Here is a 19,735-nt window from a genome sequence, read left to right on the forward strand (position 1 = left end):
TTGTGTAAAGTTGAAAGTGGAAAGTGGAAGGTTTATGTCCCCTTTGGCTAACGCCAAAGCCATTAAAAAAACGGCCGCAGGCCGCACCCAATCAAATCAGCCAAAGGCTGATTTGCACCGGAACTTTCCACTATCCACTTTCAACCTTCAACTAAACAGTCCTCTTTTTAACACTTTATCTCTTACTGATCTCCTTTATCGATACTTTAAAAAGGGGCTTTCGCCCCTTTTTTACTCCACTGCCACGTCGGTTTTGGTGGTGTCGATTTTTACAGCGCCCACGACCTTGGCCAGGGCGAAGCCGTCGGGCTCAAAGGCTCCCTGATCCACAATGGCCTGGGCCCCGGCCTTGATCTCGGCGTCGGTGATGCCCTCTTTGTAATCTGGTATGGTGATTTTGTGGTCCTTTCCGTCTGTACGCTGGAATGTGATGGTTAAATCTTTGTTGGTTGTTGGCATTTTTTTGTCTCCTTCTTATTTTTAATTTTGATGCCTGTCTGCGGCACGACGAGGGCGTCGTGCCCTACGTTTTTTAATGGAAAATTGAGAATGCAGAATGGAGAATTTTGGAACAAAATCGCTATGCGATTTTGATAATAATCAAACCGGCTAGGCCGGTTTGGTCCTTTAATTCTCAATTCTCAATTCTTCATTCTCCATTGTTGAAATCGCTATGCTACTTCCATTAATTCCTCCGCCGTCACCTTCACCTGCTTTTCCCGGATGGGCTCCTGCATGCCGGTAATGGCTTTGGCGGTGGCCACAAAGGCATCGTCGGTCACGTTTTCCTTGATGTCGCCGTAGGTTTTTGAAGTCTTGACGATTTTCCCCTCCCGCTCTCCATGGTTGACGGTGATTTTCATTCCTACCGATTCCGTTGTTTTTTCAACTGCCATGTTCATTTCTCCTTTTTGGTTTCTATTTTTGTGTGGCATTTTGCCTTACACTCTATACATACCGGATTTTTGAAAAACGGCAGGGTATTATTCAAAAAACTTTTTTAATTTTTTCAGGGCGGCCGTATGTGTTTCACATACCGACTGATGTGCTTTTCCCTGTTTATCCGCGATCTCCCGAAGGCTCAATCCCGATGTGTAATGGTCGTTGATCACCTCCCTTTGCTTGATGGTCAGCCGTGAAAGGCCCTTTGCCAGTTTCCTTTGATTGCTTTCGTTTTCCTTCTTCCAGATAAAACAGTTCTCGGGGCCGGGGGCTTCATCTGCCAGCGTGTCCGCAAAAGTAAACCCTTGCGTTCCTGGTGCTTTGTCGTCAAGCCGCTTCTTGGCCGTCACCGACAGATTAAAGCGTCCACTTTTCCATTTTCTGTAATACTGACACAGATGGGTGCGTATAAAAGCATTAAAAGCAGCACCACGCTCAGGATCAAAGCGCTCCAATCCCTTCATGAAGGCCAGAAGACCGTCCTGAAATCCATCCTCGAACTGCTCATCCGGCACCTGAAACTTGCTCATCACAGACAACACCAGGGGCTTAAAGGTTATGATAAGCATTTCTCCCGCCACCTTTGCATTTTCCCGCTCTGGGCTGTTTTTCGGATATTCCTGCCCCTTTTTATAGGCTTCGACCAAATCGTCGATCTCTTTGTATTGATTCATATACGCCTCCTATTCATCCTCATAAAGGTCCGTCATGCTCAGTACAATCTCCGGGTGCCTGTCCTCCACAGCCTGGCAGTACTCGCCAAATAAATCTTCCGCTTCTTCCACAGTCCGGGCATAAAAGCCCACCTGCACGCGGCATTCCGCTTCTACCAGATAGGCCCGGCGCTTGTGCAAAAGGCCAGGGCCTGTGCCATATCGATTCATGTTGTCACCTCCGTAAATTTTTAATCTCCAGCTGTTTCTTCTCCCGTGACTCCCAGATCGCGTAAAAAGCCGCTACGTCATTATCCGGGTATCTGGCACGGATCGCTGCCTTCTCTTCCTCGGAAATCTCAGGAAGCAGATTGAAGCCGTTGGGTGACGGCGCGTCCTCAGGAATACTACCAGATAGAAAAGCTTGTTTATTGTTTAAAGAATTTATGTACGTTCCCGCTCCAGGTGCGGGCGAGGTGTCCGCACAGTTCCAAACCTGGGTGCGCGCGCACCCCTTTTCCGAAACAATCCAGATGGTTTCAAGCCCCTTGTTAAAAGGGTTTAGGCGGTAAACCCCCGCCTTCTGGGCAGGGTGCTTTTCATACTGCACCCGCCCGGTGCGGATCAGCTGTTCTCTGAGGTGCACCACCTGATAGTGCTTTTTGAGCCCCAGAAACCGCATGACCACTGTGTTGGGCAGGTTAAAGGCCACAGGCCAGTACCAATCCCCCAGCTCGTCCCGGACAGCGGCCCTGTTGTTGGCCCACATGAGCAGATGCCAGTAGGCCTGCTGGACCGGGCTGATGAGCGCGGTCTCCAGCCATTTATAAAAGGCCAGAAGCTCAGTCAGATAATTCATTGCCGCCTCCGAAGGCCTTTGAGGCGCAGACCGCGCACATTGTCAGCCCACATGGCCAGGGATACCGCGGCTTTATCCCCCGGAGCGCGGGCAGGATCACCCCGGTGATATATCCCTTAAAAAACACAGCGGCGTGCAGTTTTCCACCGAGGATAAGCGCATCCAGTCCTCTTTCATTCACCACCAGCATTTTCTGACGGTGATTGTTAGCGTCGCGGATTTCCCGCTTTGCCACATCCTCACTGCGCACGTGGGTTTGGAGCGCCCCGCAGTGCCCCTTATAGCCCAAGGCTCTGCAGACATCCTTTACCACAAACCACTCTTGCCGTCCGTCCCCGGTTCTCAGCATCTGCTTTTTGAGTGTGATGAGCCGGTCCATGGCTTTGCCCACAAGCTCCCAGTCCGCATCATACATGATACATTTCTGAATCTCACGAATCTCCAGCTCAATGGCTTTGTTGTGCGCCTTCACATCCACGGTTTCCACCAGGGCGCGAATACTGCCAAACAGAGAATCTTCAAAACAGTTCATCTCTACGGTAGTGTACTTATTCATGGCTTTCTCCTTTTTCAATCAATACAAAATACGTGTCCGACCAGGGGCCGCGAAGGCAGTACACCCAGCGCTTCATGTCCATGGAATCGGTGAGGAAGGCCTGATCGGTGACCGCCCTCAGCCCCGGATTTTTAAAGGCCTCAATATCCAGTCTGGAAAGCGGCGTCTCGCCCTCAGACTCAATCTCGCCCTGGGCGCACAGATGGGTGCTGCCATCCGGAAAGATGCATTCCTTTACCGGCCGCCCTTCACAGATCGCGTCAAAAATGTGCATCGGATGGGCGCTGTTGCCCAGCTTTACCCTGCAGATCTGCCCGAGCTCTGCCGCCAGGGCTTTGGCCCTTAAATTTTCCGGTGTCTCGCAGGGCTGATAACCGCCCTCCATGGGAAAAAAGGGATTGTCGCAGTGGTAAACCAGGGGCATCTCATCGGTTAAATCCGCCATACTCGAGACGCCCAGCGCCTTAAAATAATCCGGCACCGGATAATAGCTCAAATCCTTCCGCGCTCTTACACGCTCCATTCCCTTTATGTCCGCAGGCTTCTTAAGGTTTTTGGTCTGATCCATTTCAGTCCTCCTGATTTGTGATTCACCGCCGTTTAACGGGGTGTTAAGGTTATTCTAAAGCATTTGGACGGTACAAATCAAAAGCGCTCCAGCTTGAAAATCCCCTCAAAAAAACAAAAAAGCCCCAGAAATTGAGACTTTTTTGTACCCGAATGAGATAAAATAGCTAAATCCTCTTTGTCACAGGCTAAAAACTTACGCCAAAGGGTTTTTGAAAAAACTTCTAAACCTTAAAAACCAAAGGCCCTGTAAAACTGATCATGACACTGTCCAAACAAAGCGCAGCTGCAGCAGGCAGCGTTGTTGGCCAGACTGAAGCTGCGTCCGTTTTTAAGCAGCTCTTTTACAAAAAGTGCCCGGCAAAGCCGCATCAGCTCCAGAATTTTATCCCGGATCAAGCTTGAAGGACAGCAGTAGCCAACCGCCAGTCCACTTAGTGACACCAACATTTTTTCCTCGCTCAAATGGATAAAAAAATGACGGCAGAGAAAACTGATTCCTCTGCCGCCATCAGGAAGCTTTGTCACAACGGGTAAAAGCTGAAGCGCTTCACCCAAAATGATTGGAAAGTGCCGCCTGTAACCAAATCGTTTTTGATTGTTTTTACGACACTGCTTCATGTCCTTGTCAAAATACCGGCCCACAGCGTCCACCACAAAATGCGGCGACCGCGGCCACAAAAGCACCGTCTCATCTGCGAATACAATGGCCGTCATGGGCTGGGCCGGCGTTCCCCGGTTCATAAACGCCACGGGCGCGCCGCGCTCTAAATCCGAAAAAAACTCCGCCACCTTGGCCCGCGTCAGCCGCGGGTATTCACCCTCATAGGCCCTGACGGCGTTATCGTAGTTGATGAAATGGTACTGTTCGTCTGCTTTCATTTGCAGTTCCTTTCCGCGATTACGATGGTAATCGTTTTACATTTATTTTAAAATGATGGGATGGGTGGTCCCATATTTTAAGCGGGTGGTGGTGGACTGATATGCAATACACCCAGCTATTGCATATCAGTAAGTTTTATTTAAAAACCATCTTTATTAATCTCTAGAAAAAATATCTCGTGTATATACTTTTTCTTTTACATCATCCAACTCACAGTCATAGCGATTGGCAATAATTGCGTTTGACTTCTTTTTAAATGCTGCTAAATCATTTATTACATCTGAACCAAAAAAACGCACACCATCATCTAATGTTGGTTCGTAGATAATTACTGTGGCACCTTTTGCCTTTATACGCTTCATAACACCCTGAATCGAGCTTTGACGGAAATTGTCAGAGTTGGATTTCATGGTGAGACGGTAGACGCCAATGACAATTGGGATTTCCATACCTTGTCTCCATTCATTTTTCGAACTATGTCCATAATATCCAGCCATTCTTAATACCTGTTCTGCAATAAAGTCTTTTCTTGTTCGATTGCTCTCCACAATCGCTGTCATCATATTTTGTGGGATATCTTGATAATTCGCCAACAATTGTTTTGTATCTTTTGGTAAACAGTAACCACCATAACCAAAAGATGGGTTATTATAATGATTGCCTATTCTCGGATCAAGGCACACACCATTAATGATTGCCTTTGTATCTAAACCTTTTATATCCGCATAAGTATCTAATTCATTAAAGTAAGAAACACGTAAAGCTAGATAAGTATTAGCAAAAAGCTTTACTGCTTCTGCCTCAGTAAAGTCCGTAAATAATGTATTGATCTTTTCTTTAATTGCCCCTTCCTTAAGCAATATTGCAAAATCCTTCGCCGCCTTAACCAGACGTTTATCACTTAAATCCGTACCAACAATGATGCGTGAAGGAAATAAGTTATCGTATAAGGCTTTTGATTCACGCAAAAATTCTGGACTAAACAAAATGTTTTTACAATTCATCTTTTCACGAATTCTTGACGTATATCCAACAGGAACAGTTGATTTAATAACTATAATTGCATTTGAATTTACTGCTATTATCTGCTCAATCACTGCTTCAACAGCTGATGTGTCAAAAAAGTTTTTTTCTGAATCATAGTTTGTGGGTACTGCGATTATTACAAAGTTAGCTTCCTTATATGCCCCTTTAGCATCTAATGTAGCTGTTAAATTTAATTTTTCTGTTGCTAAATACTCCTGAATTTCTCTATCTTGAATCGGAGACTTTCGGCTATTGATTAAATCTACTTTTTCTTTGATAATATCCACTGCTGTTACCTTGTGGTTTTGTGATAATAAGATAGAGATTGATAAGCCAACATAGCCCATGCCAGCTACTGTAATTTTAACATCCTGAAAAACTTTCATAACATTTCATACTCCTCAAATATATTGATATAACGATATTTTTAACGAAAATATCATCTCTATTATTAATCTTACTTATTTTTAATAATATTTTTTATTATCTCTTAAATTTCTGACGCATTATCTTTACACTATACTTTAATGTGTCATAATCCAAAGCAATGATAATAAACAAGCATAAAACTCCAAGTAAATAAGATATAATCGATTCTGTCGCTGTAGTTATATATGTAATTACAAACAATAACGAAAACTGAACAAGTAATCTTTTATAGTCTGCAATTGGCCCAATTCTTTTTGTAACGTCAACTATTCTTAATGTCGTTATTATCACATAACTGATTACGGTAGCAACGGCGGCTCCAATTCCTCCATACACAGGAATCAGTACAAAATTAAGAATTATGTTAATTCCTGCACCAATCAAAGTTGAAAGCATTAAAACAAAATTTTTTTTTAATGCATTGTAAAAGGTGCCAAAAAAAGTTGAATAGCATCCTAACGTAGCTGCCAATATCAAAATTGGAACAAATCTCCACGCATTATAAAAATTGTCTTTTAAAAGGATTTTACAAACAACTCTATTTAGAAATAATAATGCAGAACACGCCATTAAACATCCAAATGAATATATCTTGAACACTTTATTGAAAAAAACTTGCCTATCAATATTCTCTATCTCTTTTGCAGTAGAGTACTGCCATGCTTGTTGAAAAATAGCTGAAAAAAGGTTAATCATAGCAGGCAATTTACTAGCAGCCGTGTATAAACCTGTTAGCCCTGCCCCCCAAAAAAACATAATAATATACCTGTCCGAGATATTGTTTATCCACCACGATAACATATTTGGTATATTAGGCGCACTATATCTAATCATCTCATTACGTAGTTTCTTATCCTTATACGTCAATGATATATACCGATATTCTTTTGAAGCAAAAAATGCAACAATTCCAGAAACTCCATATCCAATAGTGAATGATGCTAAATAGGCTCTAACACCACCGTTCATCCATACTAGAAGGAGAATATTAGAAAGAACTAATACCAACGAATTAATTACTCCATACAACGCATATCTTTTTACATGTCCAAGTCCTCTTGAAAATTGCGTTACTAGTTTATAAAAGGTCGTGGCCAGATATAAAAAAAAGAAAGAGAATGCATATCCATAATTAAAGATATGTTTTAATAGTACACAGACTAAAAGTACTACTATATCACCATATAATACAATGCGAATGGAATTTGCAAAGATAGCTTTATAATTAGCATTTTTTTCTATAGAAAATCTATACAAGGCTTCAATGACACATAATGTACCTATCGGAAGTATAATTTCTATTGCGCTATTTAGCAGTTCTGAAACACCATATTGTTCTGTAGTTAGTACAGCTGTATATAAAGGCATCAAGAAAAAAGATATTACCTTTACAAGGACATTCCCTATAGCAAATACTACCGTATTCGATAGTAACGTTACATATTTATTACTATTCCCCATTGATAAATTGCCTTTTCCATTCTCTAATTAAATCGAAATCTATTCCCAAAATTTTAGTTGTCCAATCTGCCTTTATTTTATTTTCCAATAACTCTGGAATTAGTTTTCTTTCAATACATTCAAAAGAGTAGCTCCTATTCATTTCGATAGCTCTGTAATCAATCGCAATAATAATAGATCTTTTTTGATGTTGCAATGCAAAAATCCCACCGTGAAGTCGATTGCCCACATAATCAATATCTTCTTCTATCAAAATATTTTTGTAGCTTTCTAAATTAGGAGATATTATTTTAACTATTTTGTTTATGTTTAAAGAGTAAAAATATTCTATATCTTTTATACATTGAGGCCAAAAATAACATGTTTCATAATTATCACAAAGAATTTCAATCATTTTTTTATCATTTTCTCTATCTTTTAAATAATATGTTAATGTAAACACAACATTTTTTGCTTTAGATTTCGGAATATTTCGACAGTGTTCTTCATTAAGCCCCCACAAAGTGGGACAACCAGTATTAACAGCTTTAAAACCAAGCTGTTTCAAAAAATTTGCAGTTTTATCATCACGCGTGCTGTGCACATAGTCATGAGAAAGCACTCTATTATAAAGTTTTTTTGTATACAAATTTATACTTTTGCTGTTAACTCCAACCCCAACTCCTAAACATATAGTACCTTTTGCTAATTTATAATTTACTAAATTAATATTCCAAGTAGGAAGTGGTCTTAACATATTAGTGTACAAGGCATTTGTTCCACATAAAAATTTAAAATCACCATTCTGAATAACACTTAATTTTTTTTTATAAATAACAGACTGAATTTTTGTATACATAGGTGTATGTGACGCTAATCTAATGATATAATTTTCATCAAACAATTCCTTCCAATTACTTTTAATCGATGTGTTGATTATTTCATCGCCTTGATTTAACGAACCAATAGATGTGTCTAATAAAATAATATTTTTCATATTTTAACCCCATCCTTTTTTATGATTTTGGCCGGTACGCCAATGACTACACAATTATCTGGTATATCATGAACCACTACCGCACCAGCACCTATTTGAACATTATCACCAATAATAACTGGTCCAATAATAGACGCACCAGCACCTACCATTATATTGTTACCAATTTTAGGTAGAGTTGCGAATCCACTTCTTCCACCTATTGTCACATTTTGCTCAATTATACAATTCTTACCAATCACAGCATCTTGATGTATTACAATACCTAAGGCATGGTGCGGAAATACTGTTCCCGTACCAATCTGAGTTTTATAAGGAATATCACATGCAAAAATAACTCGCATGAGTCCTCTAAAAAAAAATGCCATAAAAGAAATATGATGTTTCCACATAAATCTAGCGATTTTATAAAACGCATAAACAGGGTCCATCTTTACCTCCTTGCTTTTCATCTGAAATGATATGGAAATAAACCATACCAGTTACTTCTAAATATTAAAAAAATCGTAATATATATAAATGATAAAAAAATTACCATAAAATTCGCAAATATTCGCTTATTCTTTTTAAAGGATCCTATAGTATTAGAAATTGTTATTATGAATCCTAAGCAAAAGAAATTTTCAAATCTATCTAACATGTTAAATGAAATAGACATTGCTGCTACAATACAGTCCAGCAACATTAGCTGGAAAAAAACATTTTTCTCATTGTTAAAATTTTTGAAATCTTTGAAACCATCTAAAAGCCATATAAACACTACAATTCCTATTCTAATTATAAAAAACAGAAAACTAGCGCTACGTGCCCCACCTTCTGCATAACTTGTATTAAAATAGTGCGCATAGTATGGAAACAAATACTGAACGATTTGGGTGATATAGCCAAGCGCAATCAATGCAATTCCAATAATCCCAATCCACTTGACAACATCGCTTGCTTTTTGGAAATCTGTTTTGGGTGAAAAATATAGTAATAGTAATACAATAGACATTGTTTGAAATAATGATGCTACAACTACTAGACTAAAGTATTTTATCGCTTTCCTTTCTATTAAGTAATCGACAGCAAACAGAAAAATAGCTACCGAAATACACTGTCGTGTAATATTCATCACATCATAAAACATTGAAAAAGTAAAACTCAGTATAATAACGTTACTAACAGAAACCGCATATTTCCTAATAAATCTCAACACAGAAATAAGATAAAAAGACGCAACAATAGCCAAAACAACAGAGAAATTCGATGTTACTTTTCCTACTAAATAGTTTAAAACCACATATCCTATTTCATATCTCGTAAAGTTTATCGCTTGCGTTAAAGAACTCTTTAATCTGATCAATTCAAAAACTCGATAATACTCTTGTGTATCATTTCCAATATCTATTGCTCTAAAAGTTGCTAGAATAAAAAAAATAATAAAAACAAACGCTATGTAGAATTTTTTGCTTATTTTATTATTAGGGTTATACAATAGACTAAGTAAAATTAAAACACCAAATATACAATAATGCAGCCACATGACATCACCTTAGTATTAATTCAAAATATTTTGATTCAAGTTTTTCAGATTCAACTTCAATGTTAAAACCGTGTGAAGTAATTGCTTCTAACGCTTTTTCTTTATTTCTTTGGTTATTCTTATACATTTTAATTGTTTTTTCTGCCCATATATTTGCATCGTCTGTCAGTTTTAAAAACTTAAATTGCCTTATTCCAGCTTCTTCAGTAATCTCAGTAGACATTATAATCGGCAGACTTGAACATTGTGCTTCAACGCCCACCATAGGCAACCCTTCGAATAATGATGGTAAAATAAATATATCCATTGCTTGATAAAGATCATTTACATCCGAACGTTTTCCTAAAAAAACAACTTTATCCTCAATTTTCAACAATTTTACCTTTTCTACTATATCTTGAAATAATGGGCCATCACCAATAAGTAGCAAAACACTATTTTTATTTTTTTTAAGGATCTCTTTAAAAATTTCTAATAAAAATGTATGATTTTTTTGGTTCACAAATGCACCTACATGTCCAACAACAAATTTATCTTTTATGTTCATTTTTTTTCTAATCTCTGCTCTTTTTTCTTCTGAAAACCGAAAATTTGTTGTAATAATAGCGTTATTCATTACATAAAACTTTTTTCCACAAAACATGAACTTACCAGCAGCTTGCGAACAGGCAAATAAAGCATCTGCATATTTATAAATGTTATGACATAACAATGAATTCCTTATTGTGCTTATCTTTCTGTCTGAATAATTTGTAGCATGGCTATGGATAATAACACACTTAACGCCGTTTTTTTTTAAAACATTATACATAAATCGTGCAAATATAGAATCGTGAATGTGCACTATATCATACTCATTTTGATGCAATTTCAAGAAATTTTTTAATTGTTTTCTAAAAAGCACAACATTTTTAGGGTCACAAATAGCATAAACCCTTCCACCTAATTTTTTGATTTCATCTTTGTATGAAATATCTGAATCTCTAAAATATAAAAAATCAAATTGAATAGCATCCTTATTGATCGTTTTGTAATAATTCATTATTACACTTAATACACCACTATTTTTAGATATATTTGAGTTGAAATGCAATATTTTCATGTTTTTATTTTCTCTCATAATGTATTTTTATATTTTTAGGAAGATGTAATAACTCTCCCCATTCAACATCATATTCTTTCGGATCAATAGGCATCATCGCAGCAGCTGGAGTAAAAGTTAATTCAGCAAATTTGTACGAGTTATCCATTTTAAAAAAGTCAACACGTACAAATGGAAAATCTTTTGAAAGAACTTTTGAAGTTTCAACCATTTCCGGCAAACAGGTTGGCATTTCAATATTTCCAATATCTTTATAATCATCCCTGATTAGAGGTATTTTTTTGCCATCTAACGTAAAGAATCCCATCTCTGCCTGGCGGTCATGAATCAAATCTGAAGACACATAAAAAAATTGCGGTTCTCCATTAAAACAAAAGAATTTGTAATCAAAGATTATATCACCTAAATACTCCTCGCAAATAATACGTCTAGGTTTAATCTTGCCATAGTGTAGTTCTACATTAAATGCCGCAAAATCTTCTTTTAGCCATTTACTCAGTTTGTTTTCCGCATCTTTTCTATTAAATGTACTCTTATCTTTGCAAAGAATGTTGTAGGCACACCCATGTGTACATTTAAGCACAAATCTTTGAGGGAGTTTATCCCAATCAATATCTTCCACTCGCTCCCAGACACCAATTAAATTTGTCAACGACGCTCCGTATCCCTTACTTTCAATATAACTCCGCACTTGATATTTATCTGTACACTGAATGACTAACGGATTATTTGGATAGTAATATAATTTAAGCCATTGTAATTTTTCGTTTAATGTTTTTGGAGATTTTATATCTATATTTTGATGTATGACAATTCTACAATATAACTTTGAAAGCATCTCATTTGGTAAAAGAATATAAGCTAACTGTTGAATTTTTCTTCTTGCCTTATATAAAAAACAATCTCTATCCATAGTACCACCACACTTTCTATACTTTCATTCGAAATATCAAATGATAAATTTAACTTTATTTTTAGATTAAAATCAAATATCTTTTACTTTATCTTCAACATTTTAATTACACACCAATAAATAACATGAAATATTGACCTAAAAATTCCTAAATGTTCTACATTGCGATAAAGGCACCAATGGTATTTAATTAAGTTGAATTTATTGCTTGAAATCGAATTTTGTCGCACTCGATATTTCATCAAAATTTCATCAATGCCATAGATGTACTTTTCTTTCTTTAGCATTTGAAGCCACAACGCATCATCATTTCTTTTCTTTATATCAGGAACTTCAAATTTTCCCATAATTCTAATATCATACATAACCGTAGAGTTCCCCACCGGACAATCCAGAAGCAGTCGATTATAGCTTGTCTTGGGAATAACCTTGATGACTTTCCCTATCAATTCGCTTTTTTCATCAATTTGCTCATATTTTGTACAGGTAAATGCATATCCATTCCTTTTCATATATGCAATCTGCTTTTCAAGTTTTTGAGAATACCATAAATCATCGCTGTCCAGAAACGCCATGTACTCCCCTTTTGCAAGTTTCATAGAAACTGTTCTGGCTACTGCTGCACCAGCGTTTTGTTTTAACTTATGGTATTGTATTCTATCATCTTTTTTTAAGTAAGTTGCAACAATTTCTTCCGTGTTATCTGTAGAACAGTCATCTACAATAATCATTTCCCAGTTTTGGTATGTCTGAGCCAATACAGATTCAATTGTCTCGGTTATAAATTTTCCACAATTATATGTAGGTGTTATGATTGATACTAATTCTTGCTTTTCTGTATTATTCATTCTTGCTAATTTCCTCGCCTTTATCTTCGTGAGCTATGTTCTCAATATCATCTTTTTTAAGTACTGCCAATATTGTCTTAAACATCGTACACAGCTCGTCCAAAAGACTAAATCTGTCTAAACTTTCCAAGTTATACTTCATCTTCATAGGAAGCACTTTAGTCACATATACATTGTCTACATTATCCGCGGTTTCTAATATTCTATCTTCATCTTTAAACTGAATACTTGCTTCTGATGTGATTCCGGCAGGTAATAGCAATGTGGCCATCATTTCTGGAGTATAGTCTTTTACATACTTTACAACCTCTGGTCTTGTTCCAACAAAGCTCATATCACCAAACAAAATGTCAATAAGCTGTGGTATCTCATCTAACCGATATTTTCGTAGTTTTATTCCGACTTTAGTCACGCGTATATCGTTTTTTATCGTTACCTGGGAGCCTTTGTTTTCAGCGTTTGAAACCATTGTCCGAAATTTATGAATATAAAATATTCGACCATACTGTGTTACACGCTTCTGTCGAAAAAAAACACCCCCTTTTGAATCTCTAGCGATTGCAAAGGATAAAATGATGAAAACCGGTGAAAGGATGATTAACAATAAAAATGAAATAATCAAGTCAAATCCTCTTTTCAGAAATAAGCTAAATATCTTCTTTTTTAAATTGTCATAATAAGGACGAACAGCATCGGTTTTCATATTTTCTGGCAAATCATCCCACTTTTTTAAGACCATCATGCTCAATTTTTCCTAATATTTCTTGAATTTGTTTTGTCACATAGTCTACTTCCTCATCGCTCAGACAGGTATGCAGCGGTAAGGTGATTTCATTTTTATACATGGTATAGGCCCAAGGATACTGCTTCATGTCAAACCCCAGGTTTTTATAGGCGGTGTGCATGGGCAGTGGCTTATAGTGGACATTTGTGGCTATGCCTCGCTCTGCCAGCTCGGTGATCAGGGCGTTACGGTATTCGCTGTTTTTATCTTTTAACCGCAGGAGATAGAGATGGGCGCTGGAGTGTTTATCTTTGGTGTCATGGGGCATTGCTTCGACGGGCAGGTCTGCAAAGGCGTCGTTATATTTTTGAATGATTTCTTTTCGGCGTTTGATAATTGCGTTGTAGCGTTCGAGCTGTTTCAGGCCTAGAGCGGCCTGCAGGTCGGTCATATTGCATTTATAGCCGGGATAGATGATGTCGTATTCCCAGGCGCCTTTTTGTGTTTTTGCCAGGGCGTCTTTGGACTGCCCATGGAGGGACCAGAGCATGAACTGGTGATAAATATTTTTGTCGGCGATGCCTTCGATGGGGTTCCAGGTCACGGCTCCGCCTTCGGCGGTGGTCAGGTTTTTCACGGCATGGAAGGAGAAGGTGGTAAAGTCTGCAACTTCGCCGCTCATTCTGCCTTTGTACTGTGCTCCTAGGGAGTGGGCGCCGTCGGCGATGACGGCGACCCGGCCAATGGCTTTCTGAAGGTCGTTTTTTCCGGGCTTAAACAGGCTTCTTTTGGCTTTGACGGCTTCAAAGATTTCGTCGTAATCGCACATGACGCCGCCGATGTCCACGGGGATAACGGCTTTGGTTCGCCTGGTGATGGCTTTTTCGATGGCTTTGGGGTTGACGTGAAAAGCGTTCGGAGCGCTGTCTACCAGCACGAGCTTTGCCCCCACATGCGCCACCACGCTGGCGGAGGCGGTATAGGTGTAGGCGGGCACAATAACCTCATCGCCTGGGCCGATGCCGAGGATTCTCAGGGTCAGCTCCAGGGCGGTGGTGGCTGCACTGAGGCAGGCGGTCTTTTGGGTATGGCAGTATTCTGAAAGCTTTTCTTCAAAGGCTTTTGTTCGGGGGCCGGTGGTGATCCAGCCGGATTTAAGGGCTGCGATGACTTCGTCAATATCTTCCTGGCGGATATCGGGTGGTGAAAATGGTATGTTCATTTCAAGATTTCCTTATGATTAAATTTAAAACTCGTAGCACTCATGATCATCATCGGATCCTTTAATCTTTACTTTCATCGCATTGTGTTTGCTTTCATTTATATATAAAGAACACAAACACAATGCGACGCGAAATAAAAACAGGCGGTGCTAAGCCTGTACTTTTGGCCTTATAGGCGAAAAGCACACCTCCGGCTTTCACCAAAGGATTTAATTTTATGTTTTATCTATTACTCATCTAAATATAGTAATTAAAAAATTAAGACGCTTTTTCATAAAAGGTCTGATAAAAACTTTCTCCCAGATTTCTGGCGGTGTTTAATACGGTACTGCCCTGATGGCCGTTTTTGCAGACAAAGTTTCGTCCGCCGTAGAACTTCTGGCTGGGGTTTTGATACTCAGTATTGTACTTGGCAATGGTTTCTCCGCATTTGGCGCAGTGTTTTGCGCTATCGCGAATGTTGCTCTGCTGTACCACGATACCGCACTGCCAGGCTTTGTACTTGACATCGTTGATGATCCGGCGGCCGATGAAGTCATAGACGCTGGTTTTCAAATAATGCTGTGTGCCTTTGGCAAAGGTATTGCCATAGTCGGGCATGACGATGATTTTGGCGTTATGGCTTTTGGCGTAGTCCACGATTTTTCTGGAAACTTCATGGGCGTAGTGATTGGTGACACGGGTTATTTTGTCATAATATTTTGCATTGGGGCGACCTGGTTGGTGGTCTTGCGGAACGATACCCGCTTCGGCTTGTCCATAAGACGACAAGCCTCGGGGGCAGACCCCGAGGGCGTCGTTCCCTACAGGTTGCGTTATAAGCCTGGGAGCCTTTTTCCCGGCAGTGCCGCGTTTGATATAGCCTAGAAGCTGCTTCCTACGGTGTGCCAGTGCTTTTCCACCTTTTATAAAATATGGATAGTCGGTACTACCGTCAGCTTGGATAGCGGTACAAACGGCCAGGGTATCGGAGCTGCTAAACGCAACGACTACAAAGCTTTCTCTTTGCTTGACGCGTTCTTTAGCAGTTCTTGTGTCCTCTACCTTTTCCTTTACAGGAATGTGGAGCATAACCTTTTTTCCTTTGATGACAATGGTTGGGCTCATGGTCTCGGCATTTTCCGGGAAGGGCCTTCCGGTGTAACGGTGTTTAACCCAGGCCCAAGCTTTGCCGGTATAGAGCTTAAGCATAATTCTTTTGTCGTCAAAATCCTTATACATGCCTTTGTAATAGAGCATAGAAGCATGCAGCTTGCCTGGCGGTTTGGGTTTCCCTTTTTCTGTTTGACCCTTATGATTTTCTTCCCATGCTTTCAGCCGGCTGTCGTAGCTTCTGTACAGACTGATGGCCGCGTTGATGGCGGCGCGTCGAAAATACAGGGGCACTTTTTTATAGGGCAGGGGATTTTCCGGCTGGGTGCCGTTCCGCTGCGGGATGGTTTTTAGCTCCAGATGGCGCAGTAAATTCTGATTCGTGAGACTTAATGCCTGTGGGTTCTGGTCGAGCTGTTCATAATAGAAGGCCAGCACTGCGTCAAAAAGAGACTGGGTTTGCTTAAACCAGTCGAGATGCTTATAGCACAGCTGTAATTTATACGTTGTGATGGCGTATCCCGCACTCATAACTGACCTCACTTTTATTCGTGGACTATTGGTAGTCTGCGAGCAGGGTGCCTGAAATACCGTGAATAGTGATGCCGATCCAGAATCTGACCAGAGTTCTGACCAGATTAGAAAAACAAAATGGAAAAAACAATTTTTGAAAAAGCCGCATAAAGCCTTAATATATAAGGAAGAACCCTGACCAGATTTTGACCAGGTTGCCAAAAAGTTAAAAAGTAAGATTATTTGGGTATAGAAATTGATTATTGTTAAATTCTAGACATAAAAGTGATTTTAAAGAAAATTATTTAAAATTTTCAAAAAAGGGGTGCAATTTTAATGAGGGAATGTTATAATAAATCACGCAGTTGAAAAACAAATCATTTTCTTAAATGAAAAATCAAAAAAAGTTCGCAGACTACCAATAGTCTGCGAACTTTTTCTACTTCACCGCCACTCTCTGAATATCCTTCAATGGCATCAAAAAAGCACGCCAAAGTTCCTTTTTATAAAGGCTTTAACGTGCTTTTATTTGTTACTAATTAATTTCCTTACTTCCCATACGCGTCCATCGCCTCATTCACCAAAGCGTCGGCGCGGTTGTTGAGCGCGTTATTGGCGTGGCCCTTGACCTTGGCGAAGCGGGCGTCATGGTAGTTGACCAGCTCGTCCAGCTCCATCCAGAGCTCCTTGTTTTTCAGGGGGCCTGCCTTGCCGCGGCTCCAGTTTTTGGCTTTCCAGCCAGTAACCCAGTTCTGGTTGTAGGCGTTGACCACATAGGCGGAATCGCTGTGGATCACGACCTCGCAGGGCTCTTTGAGCATTTTGAGGCCTGTAATGACTGCCAGCAGCTCCATCTGGTTGTTGGTCGTATTGGGGTAAGCTTTTTTGTATTCCTTGCGGATATTTTTTTCCGGGTAGATGAGGATACCGCCAATGGCGCCGATATTGTCACCGGCCTGTCCATTGCCGCGACATCCCCCATCTGTGTACAGCTCGACATACTTCATGTTTATTTCACAACCAGGTTAAAGATTTTGCCTGGCACAAAGATTTCCTTCACGATATTTTTGCCTTCTACGTAGCTGCGGATATTTTCATGCTCAAGGGCGATGGCCTTGGCGGCTTCCTTGTCCGCGTCGGCGGGCAGGCTGATCTTACCGCGCACCTTGCCATTGATCTGGACGGCCATCTCGATGACGTCGTCCACTGTTTTGGCTTCGTCATAAGCAGGCCACGGGCTGTCGTGCAGGCAGCCTTCCAGTCCGGCGATTTCCCAGAGCTCCTCGGTGATATGCGGCGCTACCGGGTACAGCAGCTGAAGATAGGTTTTAAACTCATCCTTTGTCACCTTGCCCACGCTGTTAAACTCGTTGAGCAGGGTCATCAGAGCCGCGATGGCCGTGTTGAATTTCATTTCTTCGTAGTCGCTGCTGACTTTTTTGATGGTTTTGTGCATCATGCCTTCCAGCTCTGGGCTATAGCCTGTTTCGTCTGTCACAATTTCCTGAAGCTTCCAGACACGGTCCAGGTAACGCTTGGCGCCCTTGGTGCCATTTTCGGACCATGGCGCGGGTTTTTCATAGTCCCCGATGAACATGACATAGGTTCTCAGGGTATCGGCGCCGTATTCGTCGATGATATCGTTGGGGTTGACGACGTTGCCCTTGGACTTGGACATTTTTTCACCGTCTGAGCCAAGGATCAGGCCCTGCATGGTCCGTTTTTTGTAAGGCTCGGCTGTGGGTACCACGCCGATGTCATACAGGAATTTATGCCAGAAACGGGAGTAGAGCAGATGGCGTGTGACGTGCTCCATACCGCCGTTATACCAGTCGACAGGCATCCAGTATTTCATTTTGTCATAGTCGGCCAGCGCCTGGTCGTTTTTGTTGTCAAAATAGCGCAGGAAATACCAGCTGGAGCCGGCCCACTGCGGCATGGTGTCGGTTTCGCGCTTGGCCGGGCCGCCGCAGTGCGGACAGGTGGTGTTAACCCATTCAGGGATGCCGGCCAGCGGAGACTCGCCGGTGTCGGTGGGTTCATAGCTCTTGACCTTTGGCAGCTCTAAGGGCAGCTGGTCTTCCGGTACAGGGACCATGCCGCATTTCGGGCAGTGGACAATCGGAATCGGCTCACCCCAGTAGCGCTGGCGGTTAAAGGCCCAGTCCTTCATTTTATAGTTGATGGTCTTTTTGCCAAGTCCCTTTTCTTCCAGATATTCGATGGTTTTGGCAATGGCTTCCCTGACTTCCATTCCGTTTAAGAAGCCGGAGTTCACCATCTCGCCACTGGCCGTATCGGTATAGGCTTCCACGCTCACGTCGCCGCCCTTGATGACCTCGATGATCGGCAGCCCGAATTTCTTCGCGAATTCCCAGTCACGGGTATCATGGCCCGGAACCGCCATAATGGCGCCGGTGCCGTAGCCCATCATAACATAGTCTGCGATAAAAATGGGGACTTCTTCCCCGCTTAAGGGGTTGATGCCGCGGATACCCTCGATCATGACCCCGGTTTTTTCCTTGGCCAGCTGGACACGTTCGAATTCAGTCTTGCGCTTGGCGGCTTCCTGGTAATCCACAATGGCGTCCATGTTGGTGATGCGGTCCTGCATTTCCTCGATCAGCGGATGCTCAGGCGCGATGACCATAAAGGTCACGCCGAACAGGGTGTCGGGACGGGTGGTGAAAACACGGAGCTTCTGATCTGCGCCTGCGATGTCAAAATCGACCTCGGCGCCAATGGATTTACCGATCCAGTTTTCCTGTTCCAGGCGGATACGCGGCAGGTAATCCACATCGTCCAGGCCTGCCAGAAGCTTTTCGGCATACTCACGGATTTTCAGGAACCAAACGTCTTTTTCAAGCTGCACGACCTCGCTGCCGCAGATGGAGCATTTGCCCTCGCGGAAGTCTTCATTGGCCAGTACGACCTTGCAGCCGCTGCAGAAATTGACGTAGGTGCGGTCTCTGTAAACCAGACCGTGTTTAAAAAGCTGTAAGAATATCCACTGGGTCCACTTAAAATAGTTTGGATCGGTGGTGTCAATCTCGCAGTCCCAGTCAAAGGAGTACCCAATAGATTTCAGCTGCTGGGTAAATACCTTGATGTTTTCATCCGTAACTTCTCTCGGATGGCGGCCCGTCTTGATGGCGTAGTTCTCGGTCGGCAGGCCAAAGGCATCCCAGCCAATGGGGAATAAGACGTTAAAGCCCTCCATCCGGCGCTTTCTTGAAATGATTTCAAGGGATGTGTAGGCTCTTACGTGTCCAACGTGCAGCCCGGCTCCTGAGGGATACGGGAATTCTACCAGACCATAAAACTTTTCTTTATCCGAGTTCTGCTCGATTTTAAAGGTATCGTGGTCTTCCCAGTATTTCTGCCATTTTTTCTCAATTTTATGATGGTCGTATATCTTCATGGGTTCCTCCAAATTAATAATC

The 19,735-nt window shown here is 41.2% G+C and carries 21 protein-coding genes; all 21 read right to left on the reverse strand.

All coding sequences use genetic code 11. From position 1 onward, the window contains the following. Positions 1-231 precede the first annotated feature (231 nt). The gene (locus CPZ25_RS07495) at positions 232-459 is read right to left on the reverse strand and encodes a DUF2922 domain-containing protein (RefSeq protein ID WP_096920634.1); all 228 of its coding nucleotides are present in this window, start codon (positions 457-459) and stop codon (positions 232-234) included. Between the two features lie 212 nt (positions 460-671). Next, positions 672-896, reverse strand: a complete 225-nt coding sequence (locus tag CPZ25_RS07500) for a DUF1659 domain-containing protein (RefSeq protein WP_058693857.1) — start codon at positions 894-896, stop codon at positions 672-674. An 87-nt stretch (positions 897-983) separates the two neighbouring features. Then, positions 984-1,616 carry a sigma-70 family RNA polymerase sigma factor gene (locus CPZ25_RS07505; protein WP_096920464.1) on the reverse strand — a complete coding sequence of 211 codons (633 nt, stop codon included), beginning with the start codon at positions 1,614-1,616 and terminating at the stop codon, positions 984-986. 9 nt (positions 1,617-1,625) lie between these two features. Then, positions 1,626-1,826, reverse strand: a complete 201-nt coding sequence (locus CPZ25_RS07510; protein ID WP_074617577.1) for a hypothetical protein — start codon at positions 1,824-1,826, stop codon at positions 1,626-1,628. 4 nt (positions 1,827-1,830) lie between these two features. Continuing rightward, positions 1,831-2,454: a restriction endonuclease subunit S gene (locus tag CPZ25_RS07515; protein ID WP_096920463.1), complete on the reverse strand. Its 624-nt coding sequence runs from the start codon at positions 2,452-2,454 to the stop codon at positions 1,831-1,833. After that, complete coding sequence (locus CPZ25_RS07520; RefSeq protein WP_096920462.1) at positions 2,438-3,010, reverse strand: BRO-N domain-containing protein; 573 nt, start codon at positions 3,008-3,010, stop codon at positions 2,438-2,440. The genes CPZ25_RS07515 and CPZ25_RS07520 overlap by 17 nt, the downstream gene beginning before the upstream one ends. Further along, a complete protein-coding gene (locus tag CPZ25_RS07525) occupies positions 3,003-3,578 on the reverse strand; it encodes a hypothetical protein (protein WP_096920461.1) in 576 nt (191 codons plus the stop codon). Before CPZ25_RS07525 ends, CPZ25_RS07520 begins: the two co-directional genes overlap by 8 nt. Before the next feature lie 230 nt (positions 3,579-3,808). Next, entirely contained in the window at positions 3,809-4,459 is a 651-nt protein-coding gene (locus tag CPZ25_RS07530) for a hypothetical protein (protein WP_096920460.1), read from the reverse strand. Between the two features lie 156 nt (positions 4,460-4,615). Next, positions 4,616-5,872: a nucleotide sugar dehydrogenase gene (locus tag CPZ25_RS07535; RefSeq protein ID WP_096920459.1), complete on the reverse strand. Its 1,257-nt coding sequence runs from the start codon at positions 5,870-5,872 to the stop codon at positions 4,616-4,618. A gap of 97 nt (positions 5,873-5,969) precedes the next feature. Further along, positions 5,970-7,376: a lipopolysaccharide biosynthesis protein gene (locus tag CPZ25_RS07540; protein WP_096920458.1), complete on the reverse strand. Its 1,407-nt coding sequence runs from the start codon at positions 7,374-7,376 to the stop codon at positions 5,970-5,972. Beyond that, entirely contained in the window at positions 7,366-8,352 is a 987-nt protein-coding gene (locus CPZ25_RS07545; RefSeq protein ID WP_096920457.1) for a polysaccharide pyruvyl transferase family protein, read from the reverse strand. Before CPZ25_RS07545 ends, CPZ25_RS07540 begins: the two co-directional genes overlap by 11 nt. Next, a complete protein-coding gene (locus CPZ25_RS20975; RefSeq protein ID WP_096920456.1) occupies positions 8,349-8,783 on the reverse strand; it encodes a serine O-acetyltransferase in 435 nt (144 codons plus the stop codon). Before CPZ25_RS20975 ends, CPZ25_RS07545 begins: the two co-directional genes overlap by 4 nt. 17 nt (positions 8,784-8,800) lie before the next feature. After that, positions 8,801-9,877, reverse strand: a complete 1,077-nt coding sequence (locus CPZ25_RS07555) for an EpsG family protein (protein ID WP_096920455.1) — start codon at positions 9,875-9,877, stop codon at positions 8,801-8,803. A 4-nt stretch (positions 9,878-9,881) separates the two neighbouring features. Beyond that, positions 9,882-10,997 carry a glycosyltransferase gene (locus CPZ25_RS07560; protein WP_096920454.1) on the reverse strand — a complete coding sequence of 372 codons (1,116 nt, stop codon included), beginning with the start codon at positions 10,995-10,997 and terminating at the stop codon, positions 9,882-9,884. Then, positions 10,984-11,892: an ATP-grasp fold amidoligase family protein gene (locus CPZ25_RS07565; RefSeq protein WP_096920453.1), complete on the reverse strand. Its 909-nt coding sequence runs from the start codon at positions 11,890-11,892 to the stop codon at positions 10,984-10,986. The genes CPZ25_RS07560 and CPZ25_RS07565 overlap by 14 nt, the downstream gene beginning before the upstream one ends. Positions 11,893-11,975: 83 nt before the next feature. Then, positions 11,976-12,740 (reverse strand): glycosyltransferase family 2 protein, encoded by a 765-nt coding sequence (locus CPZ25_RS07570; RefSeq protein WP_096920452.1) that lies wholly within the window; start codon positions 12,738-12,740, stop codon positions 11,976-11,978. Continuing rightward, positions 12,733-13,482, reverse strand: a complete 750-nt coding sequence (locus CPZ25_RS07575; protein ID WP_199678132.1) for a sugar transferase — start codon at positions 13,480-13,482, stop codon at positions 12,733-12,735. The genes CPZ25_RS07570 and CPZ25_RS07575 overlap by 8 nt, the downstream gene beginning before the upstream one ends. Beyond that, positions 13,457-14,686: a DegT/DnrJ/EryC1/StrS family aminotransferase gene (locus tag CPZ25_RS07580; RefSeq protein ID WP_096920451.1), complete on the reverse strand. Its 1,230-nt coding sequence runs from the start codon at positions 14,684-14,686 to the stop codon at positions 13,457-13,459. Before CPZ25_RS07580 ends, CPZ25_RS07575 begins: the two co-directional genes overlap by 26 nt. A gap of 259 nt (positions 14,687-14,945) precedes the next feature. Further along, entirely contained in the window at positions 14,946-16,310 is a 1,365-nt protein-coding gene (locus CPZ25_RS07585; protein ID WP_096920450.1) for a hypothetical protein, read from the reverse strand. 530 nt (positions 16,311-16,840) lie between these two features. After that, positions 16,841-17,299 (reverse strand): ribonuclease H family protein, encoded by a 459-nt coding sequence (locus tag CPZ25_RS07590; protein ID WP_058693842.1) that lies wholly within the window; start codon positions 17,297-17,299, stop codon positions 16,841-16,843. 2 nt (positions 17,300-17,301) lie between these two features. Next, the gene (leuS, locus tag CPZ25_RS07595; RefSeq protein ID WP_096920449.1) at positions 17,302-19,713 is read right to left on the reverse strand and encodes a leucine--tRNA ligase; all 2,412 of its coding nucleotides are present in this window, start codon (positions 19,711-19,713) and stop codon (positions 17,302-17,304) included. Positions 19,714-19,735 lie beyond the last annotated feature (22 nt).

Source organism: Eubacterium maltosivorans (assembly GCF_002441855.2).
Lineage (GTDB): Bacteria > Bacillota > Clostridia > Eubacteriales > Eubacteriaceae > Eubacterium > Eubacterium maltosivorans.